We start from the raw sequence: 16,191 nt of genomic DNA, 5'->3' as shown, positions 1-16,191 counted from the left end.
GGACTTACCCATCATGCCCTCTCCACGCCTCCGGCAGCGGCCCCGACGGGTTCCGATCCTCACCCGGCGGGCCGCGTCCCCGCGTACCCGTTATCTTGTGGGCGTGCAGGTGGCGGAGCAGGACCGACGGTGATCCATTTTCCCGCGCAGCGGCGAGGGCCGCTGAGCGCGCTGAGCCTGCGCCTGCTCGCCGCTCTCGGCCTGGTCTTCGCCACGGTGTTCGTGGTGTGGCTCGACCGCGACGGCTACCGCGACGTCGACGACAGCGGCCTGAGCCTGCTCGACTGCTTCTACTACGTGGTGGTCTCGCTCTCCACCACCGGGTACGGCGACATCACGCCGGTCAGCTCGTCGGCGCGACTGGCGAACGTCCTGTTCGTCACCCCCGCCCGGGTGCTCTTCCTGATCATCCTGGTCGGCACCACCCTGGAAGTCCTGACCGAGCAGTACCGCACCGGGCGTCGCCTGTCGCGGTGGAGGAGAACCGTGAAGGACCACGTCATCATCTGCGGCTACGGCACCAAGGGCCGCAGCGCGGTCTCCGCCCTGCTGGAGAACGGCACGGACAAGTCCAAGATCGTGGTGGTCGAGCGCAGTGGCCCGGCGCTTCGGCAGGCCACCTCGAACGGCCTGGTGACGATCGAGGGCTCGGCGACCCGCTCGTCGGTGCTGGAGCAGGCGCACGTGCGTACCGCGAAGTCGGTCATCATCGCGACCGACAGCGACGACGCCTCGGTGCTGGTGGCGCTCACGGTCCGGCAGCTCACCGCCGGTCAGGTGCGGATCATCGCGGCGGTACGCGAGGCGGAGAACGCGCCGCTGCTCAAGCAGAGCGGCGCGCACCACGTGATCGTCTCGTCGGCCACGGCCGGGCGGCTGCTCGGCCTGTCCACCTCGGCCCCGCCCCTGATCGACGTGGTGGAGGACCTGCTCACCCCGGGGCAGGGCATGGCGCTGGCGATGCGGTCGGCCGAGCGCGACGAGGTGGGCCGTTCTCCGCGTGAGCTGGAGTCGCTGGTCATCGCGCTGGTCCGCCGGGGCAAGGTGGTCACGCTCAACGACCGTGCCGGCGCGGTGATCGAGACCGGCGACATGCTGGTCCACGTCCGCGACGACCGGCCGCAGGCCACCACGGCGCTCTGACCCAGTCTCGCTGAGCGTCGGCGGTCAGCAGGCGCCCGGGCCGCCCTCCGCCATCACTTCGCCGCAGGTCGACGACCGGCCCTGGGTGGCCCGTCGCAGCAGGTCGTAGAGCAGGTCCCGCTCGCCGGGCGCCAGCGCGCCGAGAACTTCCTCCTCGGCTCCGGCGAGCGCGCACTCGGCCTCGCGCAGTCGCTTCGTGCCCGCCTCGGTGAGGCGTACCTCGTGCCGGCGGCGGTCCTCCGGGGAGCGGCGGCGCTCGGCCAGGCCGTCCGCCTCCAGGTCGTTGAGCAGCCCGACCACGTTCGTGCTGTCGAGCTGGAGCGTGCCGGCGAGCGCCTGCTGGCTGATGCCGCCGGAGTCGCGCAGCACGGTGAGCGCCACCAGGTGGCGGGGGCGCAGGCCCAGCGGGGCCAGCACCGACTCCGAGCGCAGCCGCATCCGCCGGGCCAGGTGGTCGAGCAGGGGCCCGGAGCGGCGCTCGGACTCCTCGACCGGTGCGGCGGACATGTGACCCAGTTTACGCGCTCCGAGGAACATCGACCTGCTATAAATAGTTGGTTCTACACGAACGATCGTCGGAGGAGGAATCACCAATGGCACACCTACTGCACATCGACTCCAGCATCACCGGGGAGCGGTCGATCAGCCGGCGGCTCACCGCCCGCGCGGCCGCCGCCTGGCGCGCCGCCCACCCGGACGGCACCGTCACCTACCGGGACCTGGGACAGAACCCGCTGCCGCACCTGAACACCGCGAGCGGCCTCGCGCGCATGGTGCCGCCGGACCAGCACACCCCCGATCAGGCGGCGTCCTGGCGGCTGACCGAGGAGGTCGTGGCCGAGGTGAAGCAGGCCGACACGGTCCTGCTCGGGCTCCCGCTCTACAACTACGGCGCGCCCAGCAGCGTGAAGTCCTGGGTCGACCACCTGATCGCCCCCGGCATCGCCTACGACCCGGTGACGAACGCCGGGCTGCTCGGCGACCGCCAGTTCGTCGTCCTGGTCAGCCGCGGCGGCGGGTACGGCCCGGGCACCCCGCGCGAGGGCTGGGACCACGCCGAGCCGTGGCTGCCGCACGGCCTGTCCCTGACCGGCCTGGAGCCGCGGTTCATCTGCGCCGAGCTGACCCTGGCCCCGGTCAACCCGGCGATGGCCGAGCTGATCCCGCTGTTCGAGCAGAGCCTCGCCGCGGCCGAGCGGGCCGTCGACGACCTGTGGGTGCCCGCCTCGGCGGCCGCCTGACCGGGCTGCGTCACACGCGAGAGGGCGGGCCGCTCCACGGGGGAACGGCCCGCCCTCTCGCGTGACGCGTCAGCGGCGGATCAGAGGATCGTCCAGGTGTCGCCGCTGCCGAGCAGCGCGGCGAGCTGCTGCTCCGGGGTCTTGTCCACGCTCGCCTTGGCGGCCGCGACCTGCTCCTGCACCACGCTGTCGTAGGAGGGGCGGCCCACCGACCGGAACACGCCGATCGGGGTGTTGCTCAGATCCAGGCCGGGCAGCCGGGACAGCGCGAACGCGTACGCCGGGTCGGCCACGCCCGCGTCGTGCACCACGATCTCCTCGGCCGGCGTGTTCGCGGTCTCCCGGACCTCCAGGCCGAAGCCGCCCGGCGGGTGGACGACGCAGAACTGCCCGTCCTTGCCGAACGTGATCGGCTGCCCGTGCTCCAGCCGGATCAGGAAGTCGTCCCGGGTGGCCGGCTCCTTCAGCGTGTCGAACGCGCCGTCGTTGAAGATGTTGCAGTTCTGGTAGATCTCCACGAACGCGGAGCCCTCGTGCTGGGCGGCGGCCCGCAGCACCGACTGGAGGTGCTTGCGGTCCGAGTCGATCGTCCGGGCCACGAACGTGGCCTCGGCGCCGAGCGCCAGCGACAGCGGGTTGAACGGCGCGTCCGCCGAACCGACCGGCGTCGACTTGGTGATCTTGCCGACTTCGGAGGTCGGCGAGTACTGGCCCTTGGTCAACCCGTAGATCCGGTTGTTGAACAGCAGGATCTTCAGGTTGACGTTGCGGCGCAGCGCGTGGATCAGGTGGTTGCCGCCGATGGAGAGCGCGTCGCCGTCACCGGTGACCACCCAGACCGACAGGTCCGGCCGGGACACCGACAGGCCGGTGGCGATCGCCGGGGCACGCCCGTGGATCGAGTGCATCCCGTACGTGTTCATGTAGTACGGGAAGCGCGACGAGCAGCCGATGCCCGAGACGAAGACGATGTTCTCCCGGGGGATGTTCAGCTCCGGCATGAAGCCCTGCACGGCCGCCAGGATGGCGTAGTCGCCGCAGCCGGGGCACCAGCGCACCTCCTGGTCGGACTTGAAGTCCTTGGCGGTGAGCTTGAGGGCGACGGGCTCAGACATTCTTCAGGACCTCTTCCAGCATCGTCTCCAGCTCGGCGGCGGTGAACGGCAGGCCGCGGACCTGGTTGTAGCCGATCGCGTCGACCAGGTACTTCGCCCGGATCACGTGGGCGAGCTGGCCGAGGTTCATCTCCGGCACGACCACCTTGTCGTACCGGGCCAGCACCTCGCCGAGGTTGGCCGGCATCGGGGCCAGGTGCCGCAGGTGCGCCTGGGCCACCGAGTGCCCGCGCTGGCGCAGGCCACGGCAGGCCGCGCCGATCGGGCCGTACGTGGAGCCCCAGCCCAGCACCAGCACCCGGGCGTCGCCGTCCGGGTCCTCCACCTCGACGGCCGGCACCGGGATGGTCTCGATCCGGGCCGCGCGGGTCCGCACCATGAAGTCGTGGTTGGCCGGGTCGTACGAGATGTCGCCGGTCTTGTCGGCCTTCTCCAAGCCGCCGATCCGGTGCTCCAGACCGGCCGTGCCGGGCACCGCCCACGGGCGGGCCAGCGTCTGCGGGTCGCGCAGGTACGGCAGGAAGGTGGTGCCGTCCTCGCCGTTGGGCTTCGTGGCGAACTCGACCCGCAGGTCGGGCAGCGACTCGACGTCCGGCAGCAGCCACGGCTCGGAGCCGTTGGCGACGTAGTTGTCCGACAGCAGGATCACCGGCGTGCGGTAGGTCAGCGCGATCCGGGCCGCCTCCAGCGCCGCGTGGAAGCAGTCCGACGGCGACTTCGGCGCGATCACCGCGACCGGCGCCTCGCCGTGCCGGCCGTACAGGGCCATGTTCAGGTCGGCCTGCTCGGTCTTGGTCGGCATGCCGGTGGACGGTCCGGCTCGCTGCACGTCGACGATGACCAGCGGCAGTTCCAGCGCCACCGCGAGGGAGATCGTCTCGCTCTTCAGCGCCACACCGGGACCGCTCGTCGTGGTGACGCCGAGCGAGCCGCCGTACGACGCGCCGAGCGCCGCACCGACCGCGGCGATCTCGTCCTCGGCCTGCATGGTGACCACGCCGAACTTCTTGTGCTTGCTCAGCTCGTGCAGGATGTCCGAGGCCGGCGTGATCGGGTACGCGCCGAGGAACACCGGCAGCCCGGAGCGCACCCCGGCGGCCACCAGGCCCAGCGACAGCGCCGCGTTGCCGGTGATGTTCCGGTAGGTGCCGGGCAGCATCTTGGCCGGCTTGACCTCGTACCGGACGGAGAAGTCCTCGGTGGTCTCGCCGAAGTTCCAGCCGGCCCGGAACGCGGCCACGTTCGCCGCCACCAGCTCGGGGCGGGCCGCGAACTTGCGCTCCAGGAAGCGCAGCGTGGACTCGTACGGGCGGGAGTACATCCAGCTCAGCAGCCCGAGCGCGAACATGTTCTTGGCGCGCTCGGCGTCCTTCTTGGAGACGTCGTGCTCGGCCAGCGCGCCGATCGTCATCGAGGTGAGCGCCACCGGGTGCACCGCGTACCCGTCGAGCGAGTCGTCGTCCAGCGGGCTGGTCGCGTAGCCGACCTTCGCCAGGTTGCGCCGGGTGAACTCGTCGGTGTTGACGATGATGTCCGCCCCGCGCGGCAGGTCGGCCAGGTTGGCCTTGAGCGCGGCCGGGTTCATCGCCACCAGCACGTTCGGCGCGTCACCCGGGGTCAGGATGTCGTAGTCGGCGAAGTGCACCTGGAAGCTGGAGACGCCGGGGAGGGTGCCGGCGGGGGCGCGGATCTCGGCCGGGAAGTTGGGCAACGTGGAGATGTCGTTGCCCAACTGCGCCGTCTCCGACGTGAACCGGTCGCCGGTGAGCTGCATGCCGTCGCCGGAGTCCCCGGCGAACCGGATGACCACCCGGTCCAGTTGACGGATCTGCTTGGTCACACCCGCACCTCGCTTCGCTGAGCGCCGTCGCCCCTGCCGGCCCGGCCCGCTCCGATTCTCACGTCAGAGCCTACGTCGCCACGTTAGGGCCACCTTGGTCGAGGTCCGACGTATGGGACTGGTTCGGGCCGCTGTATGCCCCGCTTTGCAGCGTTTAGTACCTGGGTCCGTAACCCAGATCACCACGTATTCATGATCACCGGTCGGTTGCCGGCCGCTCCGGCACCGTGATGTCACTGCGGCGGCGCAGCGAGCGGGTCGCCAGCGTCAGCGCGAGCACGACCAGGAGGCCGGACACGGCGATCAGCGCGATCGCGGTCCGCCGGGTCGAGGCGTCGTCGTCGGCCGGCCCGCCACCGGCGGCGAGCACGCCCTGCGAGGCGGTCGGACCCGGCACGCCCACCGGCGGGGTGGCGTCCGCCGCGGCGGCGCTGATCCGGAAGCTCATCTGCACCTGCCGGTCCCGCCCGCTGCGCGGGTCCAGCCGGCCGATCACCGCGCCGGCCAGCGGGGCACGGCGCTGCGCCTCGGCCGAGGCGGCGAGCGTCAACCGCAGGGTTGCGGTCCGCCCGGTCGGCAGGACGCCCAGCTCGCACCGGGTCCGGTCGGGCGTCACCGCGGCACAGCCGCTCCCGGTGTCGCCGACCGTGACACCGGCCGGCAGGAGCACCTCGACACGGCCCGCGGCGTCGACAGCGCCGGTGTTGCCGAGCCTTACGGTGAGCGTGCTGGGCGCGCCACTGATGTCGAACAGCACCTCGTCGGCGCGCAGCGAGATCCCGGGCACCGGCGGCCCGGGCGGGAAGAGCACCGGGAAGCCCTCGTCGTCGTACGCCGCTCCGCTGACCCCCGGCGCGACGGCGGTGACCTGCACGGAACCGGTCAGCGGCATGGTCCGCCAGGCGTCGCCGTCGACCCGTACCCGGATGGTCGCGCTGAACCGGGCGCCCGGCTCGGCGTCCCACCCGACGCAGCTGTGGTTGGCGCCGCCGGTCGGCTGGCAGCCCGGCGTGCCCGCGTCGGTCAGCCCGGGCGGCAGCGTGTAGGCGAGCGTGATCCGCTCCGCCCGGCCGCCGGTGTTCGTCACCGTCACCCGCAGCGTGGCCACCGTGCTGTCGGCGTTCCAGTAGTCGGGGGTGAGCACCACGTCCTCGGTGTTCACCCGTACCCCGAGCGGCCCGCCCGGCGGCTGGGCCGAGGGCGGCGGCGGGGGCTGGACCGGCGGCACGACCGGCGGCGGCGCGCTGGTGGTGTTCGGGGCCGCGCTGGTCGGCGCCGGTTCGACGGGCGGGCTGCTGACCGGCGGGGCCGACGCGGTGGTGACCGGCGGCGGAGGCGTGCTCGGGGGTGGCGGCGCCTCGGTGGGCGGCGGTGCGGGCGAGCTGGTTCCCGGGTCCGCGGTGGGGACCGGTTCGGTCGGCTCGCCGGCCGGATCGGCGGGTTCGATCACCCGGGCCAGGCCGGCCGGACCTCCGGCGGCGGCCGTGGCTCCGGCCGGCGCCATCGCCACCGCCGCCGCGACCAACGCGGGCACCAGCAGTGCGAGGGTACGACGGAGCGCGGCCCGCCGAACGGGTCGAACGCGCAGGCGGGCCATCTGTCCTCCGGGGCGGGTCAAGGTGTCCCATTATTCGGTGATGCTTGCCATCAGGCACTAGTCCTGCCAGGAAACGAATTCGTAACGTGTCCGGGACATCTGGACGGGACCGGTACGCTCCGCTCGTGACCGGATATCTCGGCTCGTACGCCACGCTCGGTCTGCTGCTGCTCGCCGCCGTGCTCTTCTTCGTGACGGCGTTCTCCGCGAACCGGGTGTTACGTCCGAGCCGCCCGGCCGAGCCGTGGGGCAAACGGGCCACGTACGAGTGCGGCATCGACCCGGTCGGCGGCGACTGGGCCCAGATGCAGATCCGCTACTACGTCTACGCCTACCTGTACGTGCTCTTCGCGGTCGAGGCGGTCTTCCTGTTCCCGTGGGCGCTGGTGTTCGACCGGCCCGGCTTCGGCGCCACCACCGTGGTCGAGATGGGCGTCTTCGTGGCGATCGTCGCGCTCGGCATCCTCTACGCCTGGCGGCGCGGCGTCCTGCGCTGGACCTGACCCGTCAGGCGCCGCGCGTCACCTGACCTCCTAGGCCAGCCCGCGCCGGGTCGCCGCCGGCGGCCGGTCGCCCCGGATCGAGGCCACCATGTCCAGCACCCGGCGGGTCTCGCGGACCTGGTGGGCGCGGAACACCCGGGCGCCGAGCCAGGCCGAGACCGCGGTGGCGGCGAGCGTCCCCTCCAACCGCTCGGGCACCGGCAGGTCGAGCGTCTCGCCGATGAAGTCCTTGTTCGACAGGGCCACCAGCAGCGGCCAGCCGGTGTCGGACAGCTCCGCCAGCCGCCGGGTGATCTCCAGCGAGTGCCGGGTGTTCTTGCCGAAGTCGTGCGCCGGGTCGATCAGGATGCCGTCCCGGCGTACGCCCAGCCCGGCCGCGCGTTCGGCCAGCCCGGTCACCGTGGTGAGCACGTCGGCCACCACGTCGTCGAAGTGGGCCCGGTGCGGCCGGGTACGCGGCGCGAGCCCGCCGGCGTGCGAGCAGACCAGCCCGGCGCCGGTCGCCGCGGCGACCCGGGCCAGCGCCGGATCCGCCCCCGACCAGGTGTCGTTGAGCAGGTCCGCGCCGGCCGCCACCGCCTCCACCGCCACCTCGGCCCGCCAGGTGTCGATGGAGACGACCACCTCGGGGAAGGCGGACCGGACCGCGGCGATGGTGTCCACCGTCCGCCGGATCTCCTCGGCCACGTCCACCTCGTCGCCCGGGCCGGCCTTCACCCCGCCGATGTCGATGATCTCGGCGCCCTCGTCGACCGCGCGCTCCACCGCGCGCAGCGCGCTGTCCTGGGCGAACGTGGCGCCCCGGTCGAAGAACGAGTCGGGCGTGCGGTTGACGATCGCCATCACCACCAGCTCACCGGGGCCGAACGTCCGTCCGCCCAGCCGCAACGCCCCGGTCATGCCCGCCTCCTCGTCGCCCGCGCTCGCCGGCCGGTCCGACGCTATCCGGTCCCGTGCGCGCCACCCCTGCCGGTCCCGTGCGTCGGACGCATTTACCGACCGGACGTCCCGGAGGGCTCGCCCGATCCCGGCCCGCATGCCACGATCTGTGCATGGGTGAGGTTCTGCTCCTCTTGGTCGTCGCGCTGACAGTCGCGGCGGTGGTGTTCGGCGTGACGGTGCTGGTCTCCGGCAAGGATCCGGGCCTGACACCGGCCGAGCCGGACGGGCGGGCCGTGCCCCTGCCGGGCAGCCGTCCGCTCGACGAGTCGGACGTGACAGGCGTCCGCTTCGACACCGCGCTGCGCGGCTACCGGATGGCCCAGGTCGACTCCGCGCTGCGCCGCGCCGCGTACGACATCGGCTACAAGTCCGAGCTGATCAGCGTGTTGGAGGCGGAGAACGCGGCCCTGCGCGACGGCCGCACCGAGGACGCCGACGCGCTGCGCCGGGCGCGCGAGGAGGCCGCCGCGACCCGGCCCGAGACCGAGCAGGCGGTCGACCCGTCCGACCCGGAGCCGGTGGTGATCGACCTGTCCGCTCCCGAGCAGCCGTCCCGTACCGACGCCGACGGACAGCCGGGAGGCACCCCGGCCGAGCCGGGCGTGGCGGAGGCCCCCGCCGCCGCGGCGACCGAGGACACCGTCTCCCCGGCGAACGGGATCGCTGCCGGCTCGGCCGACGACGACCGGGAGCGCGGTTCGGTGGTCCGGTCGGAGTCCGCGTGACCGGCGCCGGCCGCCCGGCCGACGACTTCACCGAGGCGTCCCGGCGCGGCGCCGGCGAGGTCACCGCCACCGTGATCGTCGACGCGCCGGCCGATCGCGTCTTCGCCGCGCTCACCGCCTGGGAACGCCAGTCGGACTGGATCCCGCTGACCCGGGTCCGGGTGGTCGAGGGTGACGGCGGCGAGGGCAGCCTGGTCGAGGCGGTCACCGCGCTCGGCCCGGCCGTGCTCCGGGACGAGATGCGTGTGGTCCGGGTCGACGCCCCGTACGAGGTCGGCGTGGTGCACTGCGGCAAGCTGCTGCGCGGCCCCGGCGTGCTGCGCTGCACCCCGATGGACCGCGACCGCACCCAGGTGGTCTGGCACGAGTGGTTCCACCTGCCGGGTGGCCCGGCCGGGCGGGTGGCCTGGCCGGTGCTCTGGCCCGGCTCGAAGTTCAGCCTCACCCAGGCGTTGAAGAAGTTCGCCCGGCTGGTCGAGCAGGGCCGGCTGCCCTGACCGGCGGTCGGCGCGGCGGGGCTGTCGGTGGCCCGGCCTATCGTGGACGCCGTGACTGACCTGGTGAACGGCCCCGACGGGCTGCCGCGCTGCGCGTGGGGAGCGAGCACCCCCGACTACGCCGTCTACCACGACGAGGAGTGGGGCCGGCCGCTGCGCGGCGACGATGCGCTCTACGAGCGGCTGACGCTGGAGGCGTTCCAGTCCGGCCTGTCCTGGCTGACCATCCTGCGCAAGCGGCAGGCGTTCCGGGACGCCTTCGCCGGGTTCCGGATCGAGTCGGTGGCCCGCTACGGCGAGTCCGACGTGGCCCGGCTGATGGCCGACGCGGGGATCGTCCGCAACCGGGCCAAGATCGAGGCGGCGATCGCCAACGCCCGGGCCGCGTCGGAGCTGCCCGAGGGCCTCTCCGCGCTGCTCTGGTCGTTCGCGCCGCCGCCCCGGGCGGCGCGCCCCCGGTCCTTCGCCGAGGTGCCGGCCACCAGCCCGGAGTCCGTCGCGATGGCCAAGGCGCTCAAGAAGCGGGGCTTCCGGTTCGTCGGCCCCACCACCGCCTACGCGCTGATGCAGGCCACCGGCATGGTCGACGACCACCTGGCCGACTGTCACGTGAGCGGTGACCGGGCCGGGGTGTGACCGAGCGCGCCACCTCCGGCGTGATGGGATTGGGACATGACCGACACCGAGCCGCGTACGAGCGGGACGACCGACGGTGAGACCACTACCGGCGCCTGGGCGGTGCTGCTGCCCGCCGAGCGCTTCGAGGCCGAGCGGCTGGTGCACCACGACGTGCTGGAGCTGACCGGGCCGGCCGCAGCGGCCCGCCCGCGCCCCGGCGACCGGGTCGCGGTGCTGGTCGACGAGCCGCTGCGGCTGGTCGCGCTCGGCCGGGTCGCGCTCGCGGCGTCCGGGACCCGGGAGGACCCGGACGATCCGCAGTCCGACCTGGCGGCCGGGCCGCTCGTGGTCGCGTACACCCGGCGGGCGCTGGACGAGCCGGTTCCGGTCGACGGCCCGGCGCCGGACGGACCGGTGGTCGCGCTCGACCCGGCCCGCTGGCGGGCGCTGGCCGACCGGCTCGGCCCGCCGCCGGCCCGCAGCACCTGGCTGGTCAGCCTGGACCTGCCGATCGAGGCGGCGTCGCGGGCCGAGGCGGTCCGGATCTTCTGGTCCTACGTGCAGGAGCTGGGCCCGCGGGAGCTGCCGGCGTTCGTCTCGCCCTACGGCGACGAGCTGGCCATGCAGGCGTTCGTGCTCGGCGTCGAGGCCAACCAGGATCCGGAAGAGGACGACTGACCCCCCGTCCCGGGCGGTAGCGTCCGGGACGAGGGCCGGCGCCGGCCGGCGTGGGCAAGGGGGTGCCATGCGGTTCCGGGACAGGGTCGTGCTGGTGACCGGCGGAGCGTCCGGCCTGGGCGAGGCGACGGCGCGCCGGTTCGCCGCCGAGGGCGGCAAGCTGGTGATCGCGGACATCAACACCGAGGGCGCCGAACGGGTGGCGTCGAGCCTGCCGGACGCGCTCGCGGTGACCATGGACACCGGCGACGCCACCTCCGTCGAGCGCGGCATCGCCGAGGCGGTCGCGCGGTACGGCCGGCTCGACGTGATCTTCAACAACGCCGGCATCGACGGGCAGCAGCAGGCGCTGCACGAGATGGACCTGGCGAACTGGGAGAAGGTCCGCCGGATCAACGGCGACGGCGTGTTCTACGTGCTGCGGTACGGCATCGACGCGATGCTGCGCTCCGGCGGCGGCGCGATCGTCAACACCTCGTCCACGGCCGGGCTGACCGCGCAGGACAACATCTCGCCGTACACGTTCACCAAGGCCGGCATCGTCGGGCTGACCCGGTCCGCGGCCGTCGAGTACGCCGCCCGGGGCGTACGGGTCAACGCGGTCGCCCCGACAGTGGTGATGACCCCGCTCGTGGAGCACTTCATCGCGAACGCGCCGGACCCGGAACAGATGCGCCGGCAGATGGAGTCGTTCAACCCGAAGCCCGGCATCCCGACCGCCGACGACGTGGCGGGCGTGGTGCTCTTCCTCGCCTCCGACGACGCGGCCTGGGTCACCGGGCACACGATCCCCATCGACGGCGGCTACGTGGCCCGCTGAGCGGGCGCGCGAGGGGTGCCCGGCGTCCGCCCCGGCCCGGTTCAGCGGCCCTCGAAGACCGGCTTCTGCTTGTTGACGAACGCCTTGGTGGCGGCGTGGTGGTCGGCGGTGGCGCCGCAGATCGCCTGCGCCTGCGCCTCGGCGGCCAGCGCGTCGGCGAGCGTGCCGGCGTCGGCGATGGAGAGCTGGCGCTTGATCGCCCCGTACGCGACGGTCGGGCCGGCGGCGAGCCGCGCGGCCAGCTCCTGCGCGGCCGGGAGCACCTGCTCGTCGTCGTCCACCAGCCGGTTCAGCAGGCCCAGCCGGCAGGCGTCGTCGGCGCTCACCGGCTCGGCGAGCATCAGCAGCTCGACGGCCTTGGCGTGGCCGACCAGCCGGGGCAGCGTCCAGGACGCGCCGGTGTCGGCGGCCAGCCCCACCCCGGCGAAGGCCATCAGGAAACGGGTCTTCGGGCCGCCGATGCGGAAGTCGGCGAGCAGGGCCAGTGAGGCGCCCGCCCCGGCGGCCATGCCGCGCACCGCGGCGACCACCGGCTTGGGCAGGTTGGCCAGCCGGGCGGCGATCGGGTTGTAGTGCGCCCGGACCGTGCCCAGCGGGTCGGCGTCGGCCGAGTCCAGCGTCTGCACGTGCTCGCGCAGGTCCTGCCCGGCGCTGAACGAGCCGCCCGCGCCGGTCAGCACCACGGCCCGGCAGGAGCGGTCGGTCTCCAGCTCGGCCAGGGTGTCCCGGAGCGCCTCCTTGAGCGCCACGTCGAGCGAGTTCATCGCCGTCGGGCGGTTCAGCGTCAGGGTGACGACGGCGTCGGTGCGGTCGACGAGCAGCGGCTCGGTCACGTTTCTAACGACCCTTCTGTCGTGCCAGGCGGTTGCTCGCGTCGAGGCACTGCTCGACGTACCGGTCGGCGGCCGGCCGGAGCCGGGCGGCGTGCCGGTCGAAGAAGCTGGCCGCGCTGGTGCCCGGCCACCGCTCGGGTAGCAGCGCCGGTGGCAGCTGCGGGTCCCGGAACAGGAACGTACGCCACGCGTGCACGAGCCGGAACCGGGCCGCGTACGCGTCCTCGTCGCTGCTGCGCACCGTGACGCCGGACAGGAGCGGCTTCTGCTCGGCGACGAAACGCTCGTACGCCCGGCCGATCTCGGCCAGGTCCCAGGCGCGGCGGACCACGCCCATCGCGCCGGGCGTGCCGGAGGTGTGTGCGGCGGTGAAGCGCTCGTAGCGCACGCCCGCCTCGTCGAGCAGCAGGTCGACGTCCTCGCCGGCACGGGTGGCGACCCAGGTGCAGTCGTCGAGCGTGCCGTAGCCGAGGAAGCTGAGGTTGGCGGCGAGCCGCTGCCGGTCGCGGCGGGACGCGGGCGGGGTGAGCACCAGGAGGTCGAACCGTCCGTCCCAACTGTGCCGTCCGGTCCGGTAGATCCGCGACGCCGCCTCGTCGAGTCGACGTGCCGCCTTCGGGGTGATCGAATACCCGGGTCCGGAGGCGAGCCGGAGTGGTTCCAGCCAGCCCTGGCGGACCATCCGGCTGACCGCGGTGCGCACCGCCGGTGGGGCGATCCCGAGCGGGGCGAGCAGCTTGACCAGGGCGGCGACGGGTGCGCGGCCACCTCGGGCCCGGAGGTGGTCGCCGTACAGGTCGAAGAGTGCCGACCGTGCCTGCATGACCGCACATTGTGACAGGCCTATCCAAGATAAGCTAGATGCTGTTACATCAATGCTGCTTCGGTTTGGGTCCGGCGGTGTTCATCAGGGAAAATCGTTGGTCGAGCCTCCCGTGATGGTTGCGGTTGGCGTTGGCGAAGTGGCTGTGGGGCAACTCACCGACCCTGGTGTAGGTCTGAGGGGAGACAACATGGCGGCGATGAAGCCGCGGACGGGCGACGGTCCGCTGGAAGTCACCAAGGAGGGCCGGGGCATCGTCATGCGTGTCCCGCTGGAGGGTGGTGGCCGGCTCGTCGTCGAGATGACTCCCGACGAGGCCACCGCGCTGGGTGACGCGCTGAAGGCGGCAGCGGGCTGATTCGAGGAGTGTCCGCGTGGCGTCCGCCGCGCGGGCGGTTCGTCATACCCTGAGCCACCGGCACCGCCGGTGGCTCAGGGCCTTCCTCTGCGGGTGAGCGATGAAACGTCCCCGTTGAAACCATTTCGGAGGTACGGTCCAGCGTGCTGGTCATTCGTCTGGTGAGTGGGCCCGCGGGGTCCGACGCTCTCGTCCTGCCCGTCCGTCCCGGGAAGCCCGACTCCGCGGACTCGTCCGGCTCTCCGGCCGAACTGGTCCCGACCGCCGTCGCGCCCGGCGACGACGTCCGGGTCGAGGCCGCCGCCCTGCTGCCCGCCACCCGGCTCACCGGCGCCGCCGGTGAGGTACGCGAGCACCTGCGTCCCGGCGGCGCTCCGGCACGGCTGTGGCTGCTCGGCGTCGGGTCCGGCGACGAGCGCGACTGGCGCACCGCGGGCGCCGCGCTGGCCCGCGCGGCGAAGGATGAGACGCAGATCACCATCGCGCTTCCCGGCGAGGCGACCGAGGCGCTGCGCGGCCTGGCCGAGGGCCTGCTGCTCGGCTCGTACCGCTTCCGCCTCACCGAGTCCGGCGGACGCCCGGCCCTGGCCGAGGCGCTGGTGCTCGTCGACGACCCGGAGGCGCTCGCGGGCACGCTCGACGCCGCCCGGACCACCGCCGAGATGACCCGCCTGGCCCGGGACCTCACGAACACGCCCTCGTCCACCAAGAACCCGGAGTGGTTCGCCGAGCAGGTGGCCGGCGCCGCATCCGGCCGGACCGGCCTGCACCTGCGGGTACGCGGTCCGCAGGAGCTGGCGGCCGAGGGCTTCGGCGGCATCCTGGCCGTCGGCGGCGGCTCCGCCAGCGGCCCCCGCCTGGTCGAGCTGGACTGGCGGCCCGACGGCGCGCGCACCCACGTGGTCCTCGTCGGCAAGGGCATCACGTTCGACACCGGCGGCATCTCGATCAAACCGGTGCCCGCCATGAAGCTCATGCGCAAGGACATGGCCGGCGCCGCCGCGGTGATCGCCGCGACGCTCGGCGCCGCCGAACTGGGGCTTCCGGTACGGGTCACCACGCTGGCCCCGCTCGCCGAGAACATGGTCAGCGGGTCGGCGTTCCGCCCCGGCGACGTGATCCGGCACTACGGCGGGCTGACCAGCGAGAGCACCAACTCCGACGCGGAGGGCCGGCTGGTCCTCGCCGACGCGATGGCGTACGCGGTCCGCGAGCTGAAGCCCGACCTGCTGATCGACCTGGCCACGCTGACCGGCGCGAACGCGGTGGCCCTCGGCAAGCGGCACGCGGCGCTCTACAGCGAGAACGACGCCCTGGCCGGCGACCTGCTCGACGCGATCACCGCGGCCGGTGAGCGGGCCTGGCGGATGCCGCTCGCCGACGACTACGTCGAACACCTGGCCAGCGACGTCGCCGACCTGCACAGCTCACCGGCGCAGGGCGCCGGCTCGGTGGTGGCCGCGCTGTACCTGCGGGAGTTCACCGGTGACCTGCGGGACCGGTGGGCGCACCTGGACATGTCCGCGCCGTCGTGGTCCGACGACACGCACGGCGAACTGGTCAAGGGCGCCACCGGCTGGGGCGTACGCGGGTTGCTGCGCTGGCTGGCGACGCTGGGCTGAATCAGGCGTGCCGGGGCATGATTCAGCTCTTCACGGCGGCGAGCAGGCCGTGGCCGACCGGCAGCAGCGCGGGCACCCAGTTCTCCGACTCGCGGATCGCCTTGATGGCCTCCCGCACGGTGACCGTCTCGACGTCCCGCGCGGCCGGATCGCCGACCCGGCCGGCCGCGAGCGCGCCGTTGAGCGCGAGCACCCCGCCGGGGCGCAGCAGCCGCAGCGCCGCGTCCACGTACGCGGCGAAGCCGGTGGCCGCCGCGTCCACGAAGACCAGGTCGTAGGCGCCGTCCGCGAGGCGGGGCAGCACGTCGAGGGCCCGGCCGGTGATGATCCGGGTACGCCCCGACGGGAAACCCGCCTCCTGGAACAGCCGCCGGGCGATGCGCTGGTACTCCACCTCGACGTCGATCGTGGTGAGCACCCCGTCCGGGCGCATGCCGCGCAGCAGCCAGATGCCGCTCACCCCGGTGCCGGTGCCGATCTCCACCACCGCCCGGGCGTTGCCGGCGGCGGCGAGCAGCCGCAGGGCGGCTCCCGACCCGGGCGTGACCGCCTCCAGGCCCACCTCGTGGGCGAGGGCGCGGGCCGTGCGCAGCACGAGGTCCTCGGTGACGTACGACTCGGCGAAGTGAAGCGCCTGGGCCGTCGAACTGCCGTGACCGGCGACCGTGGCGATGGGACACCTCCGGGGGCGGACTGGTGCGAGGGGCGGTATGCACTGTGAGCGTAGAGGCGGGCCGGTACCCGCGCAGCCGCGAGTCCGCTGTGAAGCGGTCACGGAGGGCAACCCCTGACTCCATTCGCGTCATCCGTGTAATCCTGGATGCGTCCCGCGCGTC

Annotated in this window: 18 protein-coding genes; 10 read left to right on the top strand and 8 right to left on the bottom strand. The window is 73.3% G+C overall.

The window, feature by feature from the left end:
- The first annotated feature begins 129 nt into the window (after positions 1–129).
- On the top strand, positions 130–1,143 hold the full coding sequence (locus tag DQE82_RS05045; RefSeq protein ID WP_043326951.1) for a TrkA family potassium uptake protein: 1,014 nt from the start codon (positions 130–132) through the stop codon (positions 1,141–1,143).
- A 24-nt stretch (positions 1,144–1,167) separates the two neighbouring features.
- Here the strand turns inward: DQE82_RS05045 and DQE82_RS05040 are convergent, their stop codons facing one another.
- A complete protein-coding gene (locus DQE82_RS05040) occupies positions 1,168–1,650 on the bottom strand; it encodes a MarR family winged helix-turn-helix transcriptional regulator (RefSeq protein WP_174536704.1) in 483 nt (160 codons plus the stop codon).
- Between the two features lie 86 nt (positions 1,651–1,736).
- Here DQE82_RS05040 and DQE82_RS05035 point away from each other — a divergent pair, with 86 nt between their 5' ends.
- The gene (locus DQE82_RS05035; protein ID WP_104115126.1) at positions 1,737–2,384 is read left to right on the top strand and encodes an FMN-dependent NADH-azoreductase; all 648 of its coding nucleotides are present in this window, start codon (positions 1,737–1,739) and stop codon (positions 2,382–2,384) included.
- Positions 2,385–2,464: 80 nt separating this feature from the next.
- Here the strand turns inward: DQE82_RS05035 and DQE82_RS05030 are convergent, their stop codons facing one another.
- The 3 genes from DQE82_RS05030 to DQE82_RS05020 all read right to left on the bottom strand — a co-directional run bounded on the left by DQE82_RS05030 (position 2,465) and on the right by DQE82_RS05020 (position 6,873).
- Positions 2,465–3,499 (bottom strand): 2-oxoacid:ferredoxin oxidoreductase subunit beta, encoded by a 1,035-nt coding sequence (locus DQE82_RS05030; RefSeq protein ID WP_043326944.1) that lies wholly within the window; start codon positions 3,497–3,499, stop codon positions 2,465–2,467.
- Complete coding sequence (locus DQE82_RS05025) at positions 3,492–5,339, bottom strand: 2-oxoacid:acceptor oxidoreductase subunit alpha (protein WP_113972096.1); 1,848 nt, start codon at positions 5,337–5,339, stop codon at positions 3,492–3,494. The genes DQE82_RS05030 and DQE82_RS05025 overlap by 8 nt, the downstream gene beginning before the upstream one ends.
- Positions 5,340–5,535: 196 nt before the next feature.
- Positions 5,536–6,873: a hypothetical protein gene (locus DQE82_RS05020; protein WP_233514588.1), complete on the bottom strand. Its 1,338-nt coding sequence runs from the start codon at positions 6,871–6,873 to the stop codon at positions 5,536–5,538.
- A gap of 188 nt (positions 6,874–7,061) precedes the next feature.
- Here DQE82_RS05020 and DQE82_RS05015 point away from each other — a divergent pair, with 188 nt between their 5' ends.
- Positions 7,062–7,439, top strand: a complete 378-nt coding sequence (locus tag DQE82_RS05015) for an NADH-quinone oxidoreductase subunit A (RefSeq protein ID WP_030501070.1) — start codon at positions 7,062–7,064, stop codon at positions 7,437–7,439.
- A gap of 30 nt (positions 7,440–7,469) precedes the next feature.
- Here the strand turns inward: DQE82_RS05015 and folP are convergent, their stop codons facing one another.
- Positions 7,470–8,339 (bottom strand): dihydropteroate synthase, encoded by an 870-nt coding sequence (gene folP / locus DQE82_RS05010; RefSeq protein ID WP_113972094.1) that lies wholly within the window; start codon positions 8,337–8,339, stop codon positions 7,470–7,472.
- A 152-nt stretch (positions 8,340–8,491) separates the two neighbouring features.
- On the opposite strand from folP, the gene DQE82_RS05005 reads away from it, so the two are divergent.
- The 5 genes from DQE82_RS05005 (at position 8,492) to DQE82_RS04985 (ending at position 11,719) form a co-directional block, all read left to right on the top strand.
- A complete protein-coding gene (locus DQE82_RS05005) occupies positions 8,492–9,106 on the top strand; it encodes a DivIVA domain-containing protein (RefSeq protein ID WP_104115122.1) in 615 nt (204 codons plus the stop codon).
- Positions 9,103–9,603 (top strand): SRPBCC family protein, encoded by a 501-nt coding sequence (locus tag DQE82_RS05000; RefSeq protein ID WP_043326933.1) that lies wholly within the window; start codon positions 9,103–9,105, stop codon positions 9,601–9,603. The genes DQE82_RS05005 and DQE82_RS05000 overlap by 4 nt, the downstream gene beginning before the upstream one ends.
- A 51-nt stretch (positions 9,604–9,654) precedes the next feature.
- Positions 9,655–10,239, top strand: coding sequence for a DNA-3-methyladenine glycosylase I (locus tag DQE82_RS04995; protein WP_113972362.1), 585 nt, complete (start codon positions 9,655–9,657; stop codon positions 10,237–10,239).
- A gap of 36 nt (positions 10,240–10,275) precedes the next feature.
- Entirely contained in the window at positions 10,276–10,899 is a 624-nt protein-coding gene (locus tag DQE82_RS04990; RefSeq protein WP_043326931.1) for a hypothetical protein, read from the top strand.
- A gap of 67 nt (positions 10,900–10,966) precedes the next feature.
- Complete coding sequence (locus tag DQE82_RS04985) at positions 10,967–11,719, top strand: SDR family NAD(P)-dependent oxidoreductase (RefSeq protein WP_043326929.1); 753 nt, start codon at positions 10,967–10,969, stop codon at positions 11,717–11,719.
- A 41-nt stretch (positions 11,720–11,760) separates the two neighbouring features.
- On the opposite strand, the gene DQE82_RS04980 is transcribed toward DQE82_RS04985, so the two are convergent.
- Entirely contained in the window at positions 11,761–12,552 is a 792-nt protein-coding gene (locus DQE82_RS04980; RefSeq protein ID WP_043326927.1) for an enoyl-CoA hydratase/isomerase family protein, read from the bottom strand.
- Positions 12,553–12,556: 4 nt separating this feature from the next.
- Complete coding sequence (locus DQE82_RS04975; RefSeq protein ID WP_043326925.1) at positions 12,557–13,375, bottom strand: PaaX family transcriptional regulator C-terminal domain-containing protein; 819 nt, start codon at positions 13,373–13,375, stop codon at positions 12,557–12,559.
- Between the two features lie 190 nt (positions 13,376–13,565).
- Between DQE82_RS04975 and DQE82_RS04970 the strand changes: the two genes are divergently transcribed.
- A complete protein-coding gene (locus tag DQE82_RS04970; protein WP_013283866.1) occupies positions 13,566–13,733 on the top strand; it encodes a DUF3117 domain-containing protein in 168 nt (55 codons plus the stop codon).
- Between the two features lie 143 nt (positions 13,734–13,876).
- Entirely contained in the window at positions 13,877–15,355 is a 1,479-nt protein-coding gene (locus DQE82_RS04965) for a M17 family metallopeptidase (protein WP_113972093.1), read from the top strand.
- A gap of 22 nt (positions 15,356–15,377) precedes the next feature.
- Here DQE82_RS04965 and DQE82_RS04960 read toward each other — a convergent pair whose 3' ends face one another.
- The gene (locus tag DQE82_RS04960) at positions 15,378–16,028 is read right to left on the bottom strand and encodes an O-methyltransferase (RefSeq protein WP_255358665.1); all 651 of its coding nucleotides are present in this window, start codon (positions 16,026–16,028) and stop codon (positions 15,378–15,380) included.
- Between the last annotated feature and the right edge of the window lie 163 nt (positions 16,029–16,191).

Source organism: Micromonospora sp. LHW51205 (assembly GCF_003315815.1).
Classification (GTDB): Bacteria; Actinomycetota; Actinomycetes; order Mycobacteriales; family Micromonosporaceae; genus Micromonospora; species Micromonospora chalcea.
This window is presented reverse-complemented; position numbering and strand designations above follow the sequence as displayed.

Bases quoted from the DNA above. Each gene is read 5' to 3' on its own strand.
- DQE82_RS05040 (WP_174536704.1), bottom strand. From the start codon at position 1,650: ATGTCCGCCGCACCGGTCGAGGAGTCCGAGCGCCGCTCCGGGCCCCTG.
- DQE82_RS05035 (WP_104115126.1), top strand. From the start codon at position 1,737: ATGGCACACCTACTGCACATCGACTCCAGCATCACCGGGGAGCGGTCG.
- DQE82_RS05030 (WP_043326944.1), bottom strand. From the start codon at position 3,499: ATGTCTGAGCCCGTCGCCCTCAAGCTCACCGCCAAGGACTTCAAGTCC.
- folP (WP_113972094.1), bottom strand. From the start codon at position 8,339: ATGACCGGGGCGTTGCGGCTGGGCGGACGGACGTTCGGCCCCGGTGAG.
- DQE82_RS05005 (WP_104115122.1), top strand. From the start codon at position 8,492: ATGGGTGAGGTTCTGCTCCTCTTGGTCGTCGCGCTGACAGTCGCGGCG.
- DQE82_RS04990 (WP_043326931.1), top strand. From the start codon at position 10,276: ATGACCGACACCGAGCCGCGTACGAGCGGGACGACCGACGGTGAGACC.
- DQE82_RS04985 (WP_043326929.1), top strand. From the start codon at position 10,967: ATGCGGTTCCGGGACAGGGTCGTGCTGGTGACCGGCGGAGCGTCCGGC.
- DQE82_RS04975 (WP_043326925.1), bottom strand. From the start codon at position 13,375: ATGCAGGCACGGTCGGCACTCTTCGACCTGTACGGCGACCACCTCCGG.
- DQE82_RS04970 (WP_013283866.1), top strand. From the start codon at position 13,566: ATGGCGGCGATGAAGCCGCGGACGGGCGACGGTCCGCTGGAAGTCACC.